Annotated in this window: 14 protein-coding genes, 1 tRNA gene and 1 riboswitch; of the genes, 13 read left to right on the top strand and 2 right to left on the bottom strand. The window is 47.6% G+C overall.

Features of this window, described 5'->3' with window-relative positions:
* Positions 1 to 273: 273 nt before the first annotated feature.
* Together Q1Q15_RS13065 and Q1Q15_RS13060 are read left to right on the top strand one after the other, a co-directional pair.
* Positions 274 to 366 (top strand) — tRNA-Ser (locus Q1Q15_RS13065).
* Between the two features lie 59 nt (positions 367 to 425).
* On the top strand, positions 426 to 704 hold the full coding sequence (locus Q1Q15_RS13060; RefSeq protein WP_363320966.1) for a hypothetical protein: 279 nt from the start codon (positions 426 to 428) through the stop codon (positions 702 to 704).
* Here Q1Q15_RS13060 and Q1Q15_RS13055 read toward each other — a convergent pair.
* Positions 605 to 1078 carry a hypothetical protein gene (locus tag Q1Q15_RS13055; RefSeq protein ID WP_300460562.1) on the bottom strand — a complete coding sequence of 158 codons (474 nt, stop codon included), beginning with the start codon at positions 1076 to 1078 and terminating at the stop codon, positions 605 to 607. The genes Q1Q15_RS13060 and Q1Q15_RS13055 overlap by 100 nt on opposite strands.
* A 207-nt stretch (positions 1079 to 1285) precedes the next feature.
* Positions 1286 to 2428 (bottom strand): methionine aminotransferase, encoded by a 1143-nt coding sequence (locus Q1Q15_RS13050; protein ID WP_300460560.1) that lies wholly within the window; start codon positions 2426 to 2428, stop codon positions 1286 to 1288.
* 178 nt (positions 2429 to 2606) lie between these two features.
* A riboswitch (cobalamin riboswitch) is annotated at positions 2607 to 2798 on the top strand.
* Between the two features lie 144 nt (positions 2799 to 2942).
* On the opposite strand from Q1Q15_RS13050, the gene Q1Q15_RS13045 reads away from it, so the two are divergent.
* From Q1Q15_RS13045 to Q1Q15_RS12995, 11 genes are all read left to right on the top strand, one after another.
* Positions 2943 to 4994 carry an adenosylcobinamide amidohydrolase gene (locus Q1Q15_RS13045; RefSeq protein ID WP_300460557.1) on the top strand — a complete coding sequence of 684 codons (2052 nt, stop codon included), beginning with the start codon at positions 2943 to 2945 and terminating at the stop codon, positions 4992 to 4994.
* Complete coding sequence (locus tag Q1Q15_RS13040) at positions 4972 to 5859, top strand: helical backbone metal receptor (RefSeq protein WP_300460555.1); 888 nt, start codon at positions 4972 to 4974, stop codon at positions 5857 to 5859. The genes Q1Q15_RS13045 and Q1Q15_RS13040 overlap by 23 nt, the downstream gene beginning before the upstream one ends.
* A complete protein-coding gene (locus tag Q1Q15_RS13035; protein ID WP_300460553.1) occupies positions 5852 to 6859 on the top strand; it encodes an iron ABC transporter permease in 1008 nt (335 codons plus the stop codon). The genes Q1Q15_RS13040 and Q1Q15_RS13035 overlap by 8 nt, the downstream gene beginning before the upstream one ends.
* Positions 6856 to 7695 (top strand): ABC transporter ATP-binding protein, encoded by an 840-nt coding sequence (locus tag Q1Q15_RS13030; RefSeq protein WP_300460550.1) that lies wholly within the window; start codon positions 6856 to 6858, stop codon positions 7693 to 7695. The genes Q1Q15_RS13035 and Q1Q15_RS13030 overlap by 4 nt, the downstream gene beginning before the upstream one ends.
* A complete protein-coding gene (locus tag Q1Q15_RS13025) occupies positions 7676 to 8512 on the top strand; it encodes a DUF3450 domain-containing protein (RefSeq protein WP_300460547.1) in 837 nt (278 codons plus the stop codon). Before Q1Q15_RS13030 ends, Q1Q15_RS13025 begins: the two co-directional genes overlap by 20 nt.
* A complete protein-coding gene (locus Q1Q15_RS13020; RefSeq protein WP_300460545.1) occupies positions 8509 to 9948 on the top strand; it encodes a MotA/TolQ/ExbB proton channel family protein in 1440 nt (479 codons plus the stop codon). The genes Q1Q15_RS13025 and Q1Q15_RS13020 overlap by 4 nt, the downstream gene beginning before the upstream one ends.
* 3 nt (positions 9949 to 9951) lie before the next feature.
* The gene (locus tag Q1Q15_RS13015) at positions 9952 to 10551 is read left to right on the top strand and encodes a MotA/TolQ/ExbB proton channel family protein (RefSeq protein ID WP_300460542.1); all 600 of its coding nucleotides are present in this window, start codon (positions 9952 to 9954) and stop codon (positions 10549 to 10551) included.
* A gap of 33 nt (positions 10552 to 10584) precedes the next feature.
* Entirely contained in the window at positions 10585 to 11004 is a 420-nt protein-coding gene (locus Q1Q15_RS13010) for a biopolymer transporter ExbD (RefSeq protein WP_300460540.1), read from the top strand.
* Between the two features lie 4 nt (positions 11005 to 11008).
* Positions 11009 to 11695, top strand: coding sequence for an energy transducer TonB (locus Q1Q15_RS13005; RefSeq protein WP_300460538.1), 687 nt, complete (start codon positions 11009 to 11011; stop codon positions 11693 to 11695).
* Complete coding sequence (locus Q1Q15_RS13000) at positions 11695 to 12891, top strand: tetratricopeptide repeat protein (RefSeq protein ID WP_300460535.1); 1197 nt, start codon at positions 11695 to 11697, stop codon at positions 12889 to 12891. Before Q1Q15_RS13005 ends, Q1Q15_RS13000 begins: the two co-directional genes overlap by 1 nt.
* 131 nt (positions 12892 to 13022) lie before the next feature.
* A complete protein-coding gene (locus Q1Q15_RS12995; RefSeq protein WP_300460532.1) occupies positions 13023 to 15878 on the top strand; it encodes a transporter substrate-binding domain-containing protein in 2856 nt (951 codons plus the stop codon).
* Positions 15879 to 15890 lie beyond the last annotated feature (12 nt).

Raw genomic sequence — 15890 nt, 5'->3', positions numbered from 1 at the left:
GATATTTTTTCAGAATGGTCAATTTATTTTGAAAATTTCGTACTTCATTTGTTTAATTTAGCGCGCTGCTTAACAGCTTGGATAAACTGCCTGTACTGGACGACCCGATAACATCGTTGAAACGCATTATAGTTATAACTATGCCAGCATCTATGGGTGCAATTGTTGTGGATAGTTTTGACAAAGAATGAGCCAAAAACCATTGAGTCTCTTGACAATACTCCCATAATTATTTAGATGTACATCGCTTGGTGGACTTTTGTTCGTTGACGCGGAGAGGTGGCCGAGTGGCTGAAGGCCCTGCTCTCGAAAAGCAGTATCCTGGCTAAACCGGGATCGTGGGTTCGAATCCCACCCTCCCCGCCAAACAAGGCCTCAGGACTCAACAATAATCCCCCTAATGGAAACTGTCATAAGGTGCTCGGATTATCAATAATACCAGATCAAATCTTAGTAATCATTTTATCGATTATCAAAAAATATTCGAGATTGCCGAAGAAGTATCTGCCTTTTTTTTAGTAGATATGGCACATCTGGCGGGATTAGTGGCAGCAAAAGTAATTCCAAGCCCAGTACCATATGGTGATTTTGTTACATTCACCTCTTACAAAACCATGATGGGAGGACGAGGTGGAATAATTTTATTCAAAAACAAGGGCTTAAAATTTTTTTTGATCACATCCTGCTTAGTGATATTCCTTTGATCCCCACCTTGCCCCTCACATTCACAAGCAAGGCCAGTCATGTTTGCCCAAAGTTTGTTCCCGCTCTCATCTTTAACTCTAACAAAAAGACTGCCTTCGTATTCTTTATAGCTGACATATTCAACACGGTCCTGACTTTCTCCACTTTTAATGATATGGACCTTACTGTCTTTTATTAATTGATTTGCTTGTGCCATATCTCCTTTTTCGATGTAAGCACTTTCTTTTTCAATATCCGTTAGCTCCAGAGCTACAGCAGTCCCATCTAAAAGTATAATATTGGGCTCAAATGTGAACCAACCGCCCCAGGCACTCCCGCCAACGATAATAAGAACCATAAAAACCAACCCTATCTTTTGGGTAATCCCACTCATTTTAACGTCCTCCTTAATTTATGCGCCAAGGTTGAAATTTTTATTAGGCGCTTATCTCAATGAAAAGCAAACAATAAGAATTTAAGCCGTTTAGGGACTCGGAAATAAATAAAAAAAGACCATAATAAAACAGGCTAAAAAGACATCAAGACTGGGTATGGACGATAGGACGGTGGTTAAATAAAAAAAATAATACGGAAACCTGTATTAAATCGCACATAATTTAACCGCTGCCGCCTCAAGGGTCTCGTCGCGTTTAGCAAAGCAGAATCTCAGTACGTGGTGGTCATCGTTGGTTTTATAAAATACAGAAGGGGGAATCGAAGCCACTTTATGTTCAATGGTGAGTTGCCGGGAAAATTCCGTGTCCGGCATACGGGTAATGTCAGAATAGTCCAGTAGCTGGAAATAGGTGCCATGACTGGGAATGACCCTGAACCGGGAATGTTTTAATTTTGAAACAAACAGGTCTCTTTTTTTTTGATAAAATTCAGAAAGTTCTAAATACGCTTTTTCATGGTCCAGAAAATCTGCATAAGCATATTGCACCGCCGTATTTGAAGAAAACGTAAGATATTGATGGATTTTCCTGAATTCCTCTGTCATGTCTTCCGGTGCAATGCAGTAGCCAATTTTCCAGCCGGTTGCATGGTAGGTTTTACCAAAAGAGCTGACCACAAAACTCTTTGCGGCAAGTTCCGGGTACTTTAAGATGCTTTCATGTTCTCTCCCGTCAAAAATAATGTGCTCATAGACTTCATCGCTCAAAATATGGATGTCATGGGTGTCAATGATCTGCTTGAGTTGGACGATATCATCCCGGCCGAGGACTGAACCGGTGGGATTGTGAGGGGAATTGAGGATGAGAAGCTTTGTTTTCAAGGACAAGTGTTTATTGACCTGGTCCCAGTCAATGGCATACTCAGGATGGATCAGCTTCAAATGAACCGGTTTACCGCCGCACAGCTCAATAACCGGCTCATATGAATCATAGGCCGGGTCAAAGACAATGACCTCGTCACCCGCATGAACAAAGGCGGTAATGGCCGCAAAAAGGGCTTCCGTCGCACCGGATGTGATGGTGATTTCCGTGTCGATATCACACGTTTTATCGTATATTTTTTTTACTTTTTGGACTATTTTTTCACGAAGCGGCAATACCCCCTGCATGGGGGCATACTGGTTAAACCCATTGCGCATATATTTTTCCACAAGATGAATCAACTCCGGATGGACATCAAAATCAGGAAACCCCTGGGAAAGGTTAATGGCGTTATGCGTGTTGGAAAGATGGGTCATTTTGGTAAATATGGTTGTCCCCACATTGGGAAGTTTTGATTTTAATTTCATTACCCTGCTCTTAAAAAAAGTTATGTGTGCGTATAGCCGACTATCCCGTGAAACTTTGGCCATCCTAATTTTACCTGGATATTCTGTCAAGCCCAATGAGACATGGGCCTGATCAAAAAAAGGATGGGATGAACCAGGGCAATAAAATTATTTACTTGACATATCCGCTTGATTTTTGAATAAAGTACCATATTCAGGTACCTTTAAAAAAGGTATAATAGGGAATCCGGTTTGAATCTGGAACGGGCCCACCGCTGTAATTGGGGACGAAAACTGTAGCATGCCACTATCAATATAGATATTGACGGGAAGGCACAGCCATTAGGAAGATCCAAAAGTCAGAAGACCTGCCTGAATCGTTTGATTATCTTTCTTGGCTAGAAGGATAGGCAAGATCTTGGGCAAAAAAAGGGACACTCCGGATCGATTGAAAAATCGGTCCGGATTTTTTTTTGTGTAAAGACACGGGAACATAAACCAAATTGGTGACAAAAAAAAGCACTGGAAACTGCATATGCAAAACACACAAAAAAACAGGGTAAAATATTTTCTATCTCTATTGATTCTATCCGGATGGCTCGTCGGGTCAGCCACACTTGCACAGGCATTTGTGGTAAAGGATTCACAAAACAATCCAGTGACGTTCAACCGCCCACCCCAGCGGATCGTCTCTTTGGTGCCCACGGCCACTGAAATCCTGTTTGAAATGGGTGCCAAAGATGCGGTTGTGGCCCTCACCTATCATGACACGACCCTGGAAGGGGCATCGGAAAAAACGCTTATTGGGGGGTTTTTCCTGCCATCAATGGAACGGATAAACCAGGCAGACCCGGATTTGATTATCCTGTCCCGCCTTCACAAAAACATCATTGACAGATTCAAAGGCACGGATTGTAACCTTTTTATTTATGACACAATCAGTATTGAACACGCGTATCAGAATATTCTGACGCTGGGCAGGATAGTGAATCGTGACGCTTCAGCCAGGAAACTTGTTGAAAAGAACCAGCAGGAAATGGCGCATATACAGGAAAAACTTTCCCGGGCAGTCCCGGGCAAGCGAAAACGGGTAATCCGGCTCATGGGAAGGGACCAGATCATGACACCGGGTAATACGTCCTTTCAAAATGAATTGATCCGGCTGGCCGGGGGCATTCCCCCGGACTTCGGAAAACAGGGCCCGGTGGTACCGGTCACAAAGGAAGAATGGATGGCATTTAACCCTGACGTCATCTATGGCTGCACCGGGGACCAAAAAGCGGCGGACACGTTTTTCGCACAGCCGGGGTGGAAAGATGTGGCTGCCGTGAAACAGCAGCAGATTTTTTATTTCCCCTGTGAACTGACCTGCAGGGCAGCAAGTCATTCCGGTTATTTTGTCTCCTGGCTGGCTTCAATGGTGTACACGGATGAATTTTCACGGTCTGAAAACACGCTTCTGCCCCTGGAAACAACCCATACAAGACCCATCGATATTCCCCTTGACTATATCAAATCCGCCGGTATCAACTATACCAATATATATGACTTTGAGAACAAAACCCTGGTCATTGATTTCACGGACGAGCAAACCATTGTGTCCACCCTTGAAGGCGAGCGGCACCACATCTTGACCGTGGGAAATCACTACTCCCCTCCCCCCACCTGGGGCCCGGGACATCACCGGGGCATAAATCATATCCGGTCATCCATCCTGACGGCATTGAGCAAAGAAAAACAAACCACGTCTTTTCTGATAACCGGCGCAGACATGGATCACCTGAGCGTAACGGAAAAAACCTTTAAGGACCTGAAGGTGGTGGCCCTGGTCACGGCCGGTGTCATGTCCAATGCGGTTCGCATGTCAAAGGATATCGGTGCTTTTTATGAACCCGGTACCATAAACATCCTGCTCATGACCAATACCCGCCTTTCCAAAAGGGCCATGACCCGGTCCATCATTGCAGCCACCGAAGCCAAAACCGCGGCCCTGGAAGACATGGATATCCGGAGCAGCTATACACCATTGATCCATGGGGCAACCGGCACAGGGACCGATAATGTCCTGGTGGTTGAAGGCACGGGCATCCCCATCGACACTACCGGGGGCCATTCAAAAATGGGCGAACTGGTGGCAAAAGCCGTTTATGACGGGGTAAAGGAGGCCGTGTTAAAACAGAACCACATTACCCCCCGCCGCCCAATTTTTCAACGCCTCAAAGAACGGAAAATTTCCCTTTTTGAGCTGACATCAGGGGTGGTCTGTGAGTGCATGAACCAGACATCCATCTCAAAAAACAAGTTTGCCGAACGGGTGGAACATCTTTTGCTGGCGCCGGAATATGCCGGATTTTTAGCATCCGCCCTTGCGTTAAGTGATGCATATGAAAAAGGCCTGATCAAAGAGTTATCCTCGTATCAAGACTGGTGCCGGGGGGTTGCCGGCCAGATTGCCGGCCAAAAAATTTCCGTCATAGAAAATCTTGTGATGGATGATACGATTCCCCTCCCCCTTAAAACAGCACTCAACGCCATATTTACAGGCGTATTGGAAAAATTGAGACATGAAGCGAATGACACGCCTTAAAAAAGGGTTCAGCCGTGTTCCGGCCCTAGTCAGCCTGTTAATGTTTTTCACGGCTTCGGCCATGGCAGGTCCGGGCATCCCCCAGCGGGTTATTTCCTTATCCCCCATCATCACAGAGACCATCTACCTGCTGGGTGCCCAGGACCGGCTCATTGCCAATACCACCTATTGCAATATCCCGGAAGCGGCCATGTTGAAAGAAAAAATCGGATCCGTCACCCAGATGAATGTTGAAAAAATTATCCGGCTGCGGCCGGACCTGGTCATTGCCAGTGCCCTTTCCCGGGAAAGACAGCTCATCATGTTGGAACGTCAGTCCATCCGCATCTTAAGGGCCCAAAATCCAAAAACCTTTTCCCAGATGTGTGACATGACCTTGACCATTGGGCAGAAACTGGGCAAAGAACAGGCCGCCCGTCAAATTGTAGACCGCGCCCAAAAAGAAGTGGCCGGCATATGGGAAAAAACCCGGGGCCTTGAAAAACCAAGGGTTTTTTTACAGATCGGCTTGAAACCCTTACATTCCGCCAACAAGGAGATGTTCATAAATGAGTATATCCGGTATGGCGGTGGTATCAATATTGCCGGGAATGCGTCGTCCGGTATCTACAGCAGGGAAAAGGTCATCACGGAAAATCCGGATGTTATTCTCATCGCCACCATGGGAACCTCCAGAAAATCAGGTGAACTTGAAAAACAAAGGTGGATGACCTTTAAAAGCATGAATGCCGTTAAAAACAACCAGGTCTTTGTGCTGGACCCGGAGATGATCTGCAGTCCAACACCCAACACGTTTGTGATGGGATTAACATCCCTTTTACCCCTTATCCATCCTGAACTGGCGGGAGGGGGTGTGAATGAATGATAAAATCCGGCAGTGGAGTTTGATTCTTGTGGGCCTGTCAGGACTTGTGCTGGCAGTGGGCATCCTTGCCCTGTGCACTGGAAGTGCCGGCATTGACATCAAAACCATCCCCCGGATTCTGCTGCAGGGCCGGGATACAGCCGAATACAGCATCCTGATGGGCATCCGGCTGCCCAGGATCCTGTTGGGCATGGCGGTGGGCGGTGCCCTGAGCCTTGCCGGGACCCTTCTCCAGGGCATGTTCCGAAATCCCCTGGTGGAACCCTATACCCTGGGGATTTCCGGCGGTGCCTCCCTGGGGGTCTGTATGAATATCCTGTTCAAGTTCCATGCGGTGATCGGCATCATTGCCTACCCTTTGTCCGGCTTTTTGGGGGCAAGCCTTGTGATCTTCCTGGTCTACAACCTGAACCGCAGAACACAGAGTGTCCAGTCCAACCGGATGCTCTTGACCGGGGTCATGATTTCCTATGTGGCATCCTCCCTTGTCATGCTGCTCATGGCCCTTTCAAAAAGTGATGATCTCCAGAACATTGTCCTGTGGATCATGGGGACCCTGGATGAACCCAATCTCAACTTGATCAAATTTGCCTGCGCCGGCTCGGTTGCCGGTCTGTTCATCTCTTATTTTTTCTGTATGGATCTGAATGCCCTGCTCTTGGGAGAAGAAGAAGCCGCAAGTTTAGGCATCAATACCACCCGGACCAAAAAAATCCTGTTTATCACAGCTTCTTTTTTAACAGGTTTAAGCGTTGCCGTTGCCGGCATCATCATGTTTGTCGGGCTCATTGTTCCCCACTTTGTCCGCATGATGACAGGCCCGGATCACCGGATCCTGCTGGCAGGTTCATTTCTGGCCGGGGCAGCATTCCTGACCCTGTCCGATGTCATCGCCCGGGTCATTATTGCACCCCTTGAACTGCCTGTGGGTGTTATCACCGGCATTATCGGCGGTGTCATGTTTATCTGGGCGCTTTCAAGGAAACAGGTGACCTTGTGAAACCGGTTTTAGAGGTCAGCCATATCCATTTTCGGTACAAAAAAAAGGTGATCCTCAAGGACATCTCCTTTTGTATCTATCCCGGAGAATTTGTAGCGGTGATCGGACCCAACGGCTGCGGCAAAACAACCCTGATCAAAACAATTTTAAACAGTATCCAGCCGGAAACCGGGATGATCCGCATCAAGGGCCATGAGTTGAGCCACCTGTCCAACAGGGCCCTTGCCAGGTATGTGGCCGTGGTCATGCAGACCATCAACCCGGCGGCCATGACGGTAAGGCAGTATGTTCAACTGGGGCGACTGCCATTTTTCGAAAAATACCAGTTTTTTGAAACCCGGAAGGATGAAGAGATTGCAGAAAAATACATGCGCCTCACAGGGGTGGTACCCCTGGCGGATGCCAGGATTAATGAAATCAGCGGCGGCGAACTGCAACTGGCCTCCATTGCCCGGGCCCTGACCCAGGAACCGACACTCCTGGTCCTGGATGAGCCCACCTCTCACCTGGACATCACCCACCAGGCCAGAATTCTTGAATTGATCAACACCTTGAAACGAGACCTCTCCCTGACCGTTCTCATGGTCCTCCATGATCTGAATCTGGCTGCGGAATACTCTGACCGGCTGGTGCTCTTAAACAAACAAAATGGCCGGGTTTTCAGCACCGGGAGACCTGAAACAGTCTTAACGGAAAACGCCATCCAAACCGTTTACCATACCCGGGTTAAAATACAGCCCAACCCGGTATCGAAAAAACCCTGGATTTTTTTAGTCAATCAACAGGCAAATGAAAATGACCCTAGGATAAAAAGAAATGAAGACGAACCGCTTTAAATTGAATGTCATGATCCTCCCAAGGAACCGGATAACCGCCATATGGGTCGAAATACTCTGCTGTATGGTGTTTGTTTTCCCATTTCCGTTCACCGGCTGGTGCCAGACCGGCACGGTGACCGACATAAAACAGCCGGTGACGCAATCCATCCAACGCCTTCAGAAAAGCCAGAAAGAACAGGACCAATGGGAGCAGGAAAGAACACAGCTTTTGAGGGCATATGAGCAATTGCAGCAAGAAAATGAAACCCTGTTGTCTGACAACAAGGAACTGACATCAAAAAAAATGTCCCTGCAAGCATTGGCCCTTACCCTGTCAAAGCAAAAACAGGCATCCGCCAGACTCCAAAAAGAATTGTTTCCCTTTACAGAGGACCTTTATGCCCGGCTTGACAGACTTATTTCCAATGATCCACCCTTTTTAAAAGAAGAGCGGAGAAACCGGCTCAAGATCCTTGAAAAAACACTCCATGATCCTGAAATCAACATTGCAGAAAAATACCGTACCGTAATGGAGGCTGTTTTTATTGAAGCAGAATATGGCACCACCATTGAAGTTTACCAGGATAAAATTACCCTGGGGACCGAAGTAGTGCTGGGCAATATTTTTCGCCTGGGCCGGGTGTCCCTTTTCTTTTTAACCCTGGATCAAAAAGCGGCTGCCTATTATAATGTGTCGCAGAAACAATGGCAGCCCCTGCCGGAAGACAATCTTATGGCCATCCGATCCGCCGTGGAAATCGGTCAAAAACACAGATCTGTGGAATTGTTATCCCTGCCCCTGGGAAAACTTTCCGTGGGGGAGGAGACCCAATGATCAACAACCTTATCGTGGCTATTTTGATCTGCTGCTTTGCCGGCCCCAATGCCATGGCCGGGACAGCAACCGATATGAGGCAGGATTACAAGGCCTTTGAACAACAGCGGCAGGCGCTTGTGGTGCGGGCCCTCAAAGAAAAACAGACCGCTGAAAAAGCCGCAGCCGAACAGGCACAGCAGATAAGAACGGATAAAAAAGTCTTGAAAAAAGCCATCTCAGACCTTAAACAAAATATCAACCACCTGAAAACAGAAAACAAAACCATTCAAGACCAGATCATCACGTTGAAAAAACAAACAGACGTCCTCACCCGGGACCTTGAAGCAACCCGTGCGGTCAACCGGGAATTTTCCGGATTTGTCCTTGGCAATGCCCGGGAATTAAAGGCCCTTTTGATACAGAGCCTCCAGTCCGGCATGACGCCGGACCGGCAGACGTTTCTGGAACCCATGCTTCTCCAGCAGACATTTCCTTCCATGGAGGATATCATCCTGTTGTCCGACCTTCTCTTTAACGAGATCCATGCCTCGGGCCAGGTAAAGGTCACGACGGGAAACATCATTGACCGCCAGGGCCGGGAACAGCAGGCCAAACTCCTGATCCTGGGAAACTTCACCGGCATATATGTGCTGGACAATGAAATCGGTTTCCTTTTATATTCAGATCAGAGCCAACGGTTTTTTGCCCTTTCCAAACTGCCGTCTGCCAGGATCACCAAAACGATCACGGCCTACCTGAACGGCCGGAGCAATGCCGTTTATATGGATATCTCAAAAGGGGCTGCCATACGGCAGCTGGTCCACCAGCTCAACCTGGTCGAACAGGTTCCCAAAGGCGGGGCCATTGTCTGGCCCATACTGGGTATCCTGGTGCTGGCCGTTCTCATTCTTTTCGAGAGACTTCTTTTTTTCACGCGACGTCGGACGCCTGCAGACAAACTGATGAACACCCTGAGGGAAATGATCCTGGCAGATGACTGGGATGGCTGTAAAGCCTATCTTGAGGCCCGGCGCTCTAAGGTCATCCCTAAAATCCTTTTAACCGCCCTGGCCCTGAAGGACAGAACCCGACTGGAAATGGAAAATGCCCTCCAGGAAGCCATACTGGGAGAAATTCCCGCAATTGAACGCTTTTTATCCACCCTGGGAATGCTGGCCGCCATCGCCCCGCTGTTAGGATTGCTGGGCACCGTTACAGGAATGATCAATACGTTTCACGTGATCACCTATTATGGGACCAGCGATCCCCGGATGATGTCCGGCGGGATTTCCGAAGCCCTCGTCACCACCATGCTGGGGCTTTCCGTTGCCATCCCCATCATGCTTGCCCATACCCTGTTAAGCCGCAGGGTGGAAACCCAGATTTCCAAAATGGAAGAAAAATCAGTGGCCTTTGTGAATATGGTCTTTAAAACCAGTGCACAGCGATATTAAATTATGATCAAGGATCTTTTATTTTCCATAGAGCGTTATCTGCAGTCCGGCGGGACCATCATGATCCCGATCCTTACCATCTCTTTTTTCATGTGGCTCCTGATCCTTAACCGGGTACTCTTTTTTCGACGGCTGTATATCCGGAATATTTCCAGGGACATGGCCGGGGAACTGGTTAAAAACAACCGGGAGCCGGATCAAACCTTTCAGGGGGCCAATTCCCTCCTGGTCCGGGAATTTCTAAAAGCACGGAGTCATGATCCAGAACTGGATGACTTTATTCTGGATGAAACCGTGGTCCGACTGATTTCGTCCATGGACCCCCATCTGGCAACCATCCGGATCCTGGCAGGCATTGCCCCGCTGTTAGGACTTCTGGGAACTGTCACCGGCATGATGGACACCTTTGACGTGATCACCATTTTCGGAACCGGGAATGCTAAAGCCATGGCCGGCGGAATTTCCATCGCCTTGATCACCACCCAGACCGGGCTCATGGTGTCCATCCCCGGCCTTTACATGAGCGGATTTCTCGACAGGAGAGCCCGGAACCTTAAATACCGGATCGCTGCCACGGGCATGTATTTGAAACGGTTTTTATAACCTTATGTTATCCCCAAAGGGAGGAGAAACCCCATGATCAATATTTCAGCTGCTCGACGGGCAAACGCAAAAAACCTTGAATTGAATATTGCCCCTCTGATTGACATGGTATTTATACTATTAATTTTTTTCCTGGTCACCACCAGTTTTGTAAAAGAAACGGGTGTGGACATTTCAAGACCCACAGCTGCCACTGCAGTGAGCAAAACCAAGACCACCATCCTCATCGGTGTCACAAAGGACAATACCATCCAAATTGACCGCCGCCAGGTGGATATCCGTGCGGTCCGGACCAATGTGGAACGGGCCCTGGCGGAAAATCCCGACGGCAGTGTGGTCATTGTGGCCGACAAGGAAAGCCTCACCGGCCTTGTTATCACTGTCATGGATGCCTGCAAACTGGCCGGTGCCGGAACGGTCTCCATTGCCGCAAACCTGGGGCCGGGAGAATAACGCAATGATGCATGCCCATGCCAGAACATTTTGGGGCTGGACCATTGCCCTGGTCGGTTCTATCCTTCTGAACATAAGCCTCTTCGGGCTCATGCCGGGACTTATCCAGGGCCTGCCGGACAAACCAAAAACCCTGGATGACTTAAAACCGATCCAGGTTATCCGGGCAAAAAAAACACCGCCTCCGCCCCAACGAACAGCGCCCAAAAAAACAGTCCCCCCCCCCAAGCCCCTGAAAAAAGTACCCCCCTCCCGAAACACCATTATCAAGCCAACATCTGTAAATCTGAAACCCAGGCTTGCCTTTGCGCTGAACCCGAATCTGCCGACGGCGCCCCTGGATCTGGTCATACCGGACCTGGCGCATTTTTCCATGGAAGCGCCAGTGCTCAAAAGCCAGTATACCATGGATGAACTTGATTCCCAGCTTACGCCCCTGGTCAAACTGCCGCCCATCTATCCCATCCGGGCCACCCGCAGGGGCATTGAAGGATTTGTCACCGTGGAATTTCTTGTAACAGATCAGGGACTTGTGCAAGCGGTCACCATCATTGAAGCCGAGCCAAAAAACATATTTGATAAAAATGTGATCCAGTGTGTCGCCCATTGGAAATTCAGGCCCGGAACCGTGGACGGCATACCGGTTGCCACCCTGGCCCGAACCACCATCCGGTTCAAGCTGGAGCGATGATGAGAAAACAATGCTTTGGGGTCATTTTTTTCCTGATCCTGGTCCTTGTCCTGACATCAAACGGGGTGGCCGGGGAATCCGACACAACAACAGATAAGGTCAAGCTCCCCCTGGCCGCGGGCATCTGTATCAATAAGGCCCAGGTTCTGTTTCAAAACGGTCAGATGCATCAGGCCATTGACCTGCTCGAAGCCTTCATATCAAAAGGGAAAAAAGGGTCTGATCACTACTATCTTCATTTCCTTCTGGGCAACTATTATCTCACCCTGGCCGGCCGGGAAGACCAGCTGAAAAACAGCAGGCAACTTTGCCGGCGCGCAACCGTCTGTTACCAGGCATCCGTCAAGCAAACCCCATTATTTGCCCAGGGCTGGCTCAACCTGGCAAAAGCCCAATATGAATCCGAATCCTTTGCCCAGGCTGCTACCGCCTTTGTGCAAGGCTACAACACGTCCCAGGCCCCAAAGCCGGAATATCTCTATTCCGCGGCTGTCTGCTATTTCCAGGCAACAGATTCCAAAAAGGCGCTGGAGGTCTTTCACCGATTGATAAGGGCCCATCCGGAAGCGATTTCCCTTTCATACAAGGAAACCCTTGTCCATATCCTGTTTTCCCTTGAATCCCATCAACAGGCCCTGCCGTATATAAAGGACCTTGCAAAAGAATCCAGAGGCCCCAAAAAAAAACAATGGCAGGAGATCCTTCTCCACCAGTATCTTTCCCTGAATATGGATCAACGCGCTTTGGCCTATGCTGATTTTCTAACCCAAACCGACCCCCTTGACCCCAAATGGTGGAAAGCGCTCTGCCACATCCACCTGAACAACCAGCGCGTCCATCAGGGCTTGTCAGCCCTCATCATTTACGGGTATCTTGCCCCCATGACCCGGGAAGAACAGATGCTGGCTGCCGATCTTTACCTCTTCTTGAACGTACCGGCAAAGGCGGCCCGGTTTTACGCAAATGCCATAACTGCCGCTCCCACCCCTGACAGTATTTTAAGAATCAGCCAGGCCTTTGCCATGGCCCATGATCAAGAAAACGCCCTGGCCTGGATCGAAAAAGGGCTTGCGCAATATCAAGACCCCAGGCTGCTAAAACTCAAAGCCCATGTCCTTTATACCAGAGGAGACCTTCAAAAAATTGCAGACATCCATGACCAGTTGAAATTTTATTTTAAAAGTGAAACAAAGTAATTAATTCATTTGACAGATCATCAAAATAGAACTAAATTTTTCTGTATGCTCCCGCCTTCCTGCTGATTGCATCAGCTGGGTAAAAGCCATGCTGGTTATAAAATTCAACTATTTACTGACTTAAGGTGCATATGTATAAAAAAAGATGGCTCTTGGTTCCCTTACTATTCATTCTGCTTCAGGCAATGGTTGTCCAAGCTTATACTGCGCCCTTTCCATTGTCTGATGAGGAAAAAGCATGGCTTGAACATCACCCGACAATCCGCCTGGGGGTGGGTGTCGCCTTTCCACCCTATATGTGGGTTGAAAAAAAAGGCGGTCAGAACCATTTTAAAGGAATGGTTTCAGATTATCTAACCCTGATCAAGGAACGATTGGGAGTGGATATGCAGATCGTATTTGATATCCCGTTTGATGAAGCGCTGGCCCGGGGCAGGAATAAGCAGATTGACTTTTTCCCCTGTGTATCAAAAACTTCTGAACGATCAAAATTTTTACTTTTCACAGCGCCGTATCTTTCCTATCCCATGGTGATCCTCGCTCGAAAAGATACCCCGATGATAAGCGGGATGCATGATCTGAAAGGAAAACGGCTTGCTGTTGCCAAACACCTGGTCGCGTTCAGTAAAATACAAAACGAATATTCAAACTTGAATCTTGAATATGTCTTCACCAGAACAGCGGTTGAAAATTTAGAAGCCGTATCATTAGGAAGGGCAGATGCATGTATCATCAGTCTGGCCGCTGCCAGTTACTATACCCAGAAAAAGGGCCTGACCAACCTTAAGGTTGCCGCACCCTTAGATTTAGATGACATTCAATTGTCCATGGGAATTCGTAAAGATTGGCCTGTCTTTCAAGGAATGATTGAAAAGGTGTTGAATTCCATTTCGCAAGCGGAAAAAGATCGGATCAGCCGCCAATGGATCCGGGTTGAATATGAACCCGGTGTTGATATGAAGCTTGTCTGGGCATGGTCTTCAGGGATCGGTCTGGGGATTACCATCATTTTTATATTGATTTTCGCATGGAACCGAAGACTGCAAAAAGAAATTTTGAAAAAGGAAGCCGCTGAAACCGCCCATAAAGAAAGTGAGCGAAAACTATCCACGTTAATTGGAAATTTACCTGGAATGGCCTACAGGTGTTTGAACGATGAAAATTGGACCATGCTATACCTGAGTGACGGGTGTGAAAGCTTGACAGGCTATACGCCTTCTGAAATCATATCAAACAACCGGGTATCCTACAATGACCTGATAGTGCCGGAAGACCGCCACTTTATTTGGACGGAAATCCAGAACGCGGTGAAGAAAAACAGGTCTTTTACCCTGGAATATCGAATTGAGGATAAAACCGGGCATCAGAAATGGGTATGGGAAAAAGGCATAATCCTCCAAAAGGATGCGGGCAGGTCATCCATTATAGAAGGCTTTATCAGCGATATTACGGAACGCAAACTTGCGGAAACAGCCCACAAAAAAATGCACAAAACGTTTATTACGATACTGGACAGCATTGATGCCACCGTTTATGTTGCAGACATACAGACCCATGAAATTCTTTTTATGAACAAAAACATGATCGAAACGTTTGGCAGGGACATGACCGGTGAAATTTGCTATGAAGCTTTCAGGGGGGAATCCAAACCCTGTTCGCATTGCCCCATCAATCAATTAACCGATAGAAATGGGCCATCCGGCGATGTCCATGTCTGGCAGGCAGAAAATCCCAAGACGGGCAGATGGTATATCAATTATGACAGACTCATCGAATGGATAGATGGACGATCCGTTAAACTTCAAATTGCAACCGATATAACCGATTTCAAACAAATGGAAGAAGAACTTCGTCAATCCCACAAAATGGAGTCTATCGGGACTTTGGCCGGCGGCATTGCCCATGATTTTAACAATATTATAAGCATTATACTGGGGAATACAGAATTGGCGTTGATTGACACGCCGGATGGGGGCCCTGGAAAAAAGAATCTTCAGGAAATTAATACAGCTTGCCTGCGCGCCAAAGAGGTGGTCAGTCAATTGTTAAATTTCAGCAGAAAAACTGAACTGACCAGAAAACCCCAAAACTTGTCGCTGCTGATAAAAGAATCTGTAAAGCTGCTCCGATCATCCTTTCCCGCGAATATCCAGATTATTGAAAAAATTTCTGCAACGTCAAACCGGATTCTCGCGGATGCAACCCAGATCCATCAGGTGATTATCAATTTGTGCACAAACGCTGCCCAGGCCATGTCGGAAAAAGGGGGAAACCTGGAAATCCATTTAAAGGATATAAATCTGGCAACAAGGAGAAAGGGGAAATCAAATCATCTGGTACCCGGAATCTATCAGGAACTGATTATAAAAGACACAGGGACCGGTATTGATCCCAAAATATACAATAAAATTTTTGACCCGTACTTCACCACCAAGGAATTTGGGAAGGGAACGGGTATGGGACTTGCTGTTGTTCATGGGATCATAAAAAATCACAGTGGATCAATTTTTGTCGACAGCCTTCCGGGTAAAGGGGCTTCTTTTAGTGTGTTTTTCCCGGCAGTTGAAAAACATGAAACACCGGCACGGCCAGCTCCCCTAAAAAACATCATACCCAAAGGCACAGAAAGGATCTTGTTTGTCGACGATGACAAAGCGATTGTTGAAATGACATTAAAACTATTACAAAAACTCGGTTACCAGGTTGAAGGCAGAACCCGGCCCGAAGAAGCGATTCAAGAATTTGAAGCAAACCCGTTCTCTTTTGATCTGGTTATAACCGATATGACCATGCCACAAATAAATGGAATGGAACTGTCAAAAACATTAAAAAGAATAAGACCGGATTTGCCCATCATCATCTTCACAGGTCACAGTTCGCTGCTGGATGAAGACATGGCAAAAACGACGGGGATCTCTGCCTATGCGATAAAACCGATTTCAATGACAACAATGGCAACACTGATACGTGACGTTTTAAAAAAATAAAGGAACAGCACC

Source organism: Desulfobacula sp. (assembly GCF_030145145.1).
In the GTDB taxonomy this organism is placed as follows: domain Bacteria; phylum Desulfobacterota; class Desulfobacteria; order Desulfobacterales; family Desulfobacteraceae; genus Desulfobacula.
Note: the sequence above shows the minus strand (reverse complement) of the source record. Positions and strands in the feature narration are given on the sequence as shown.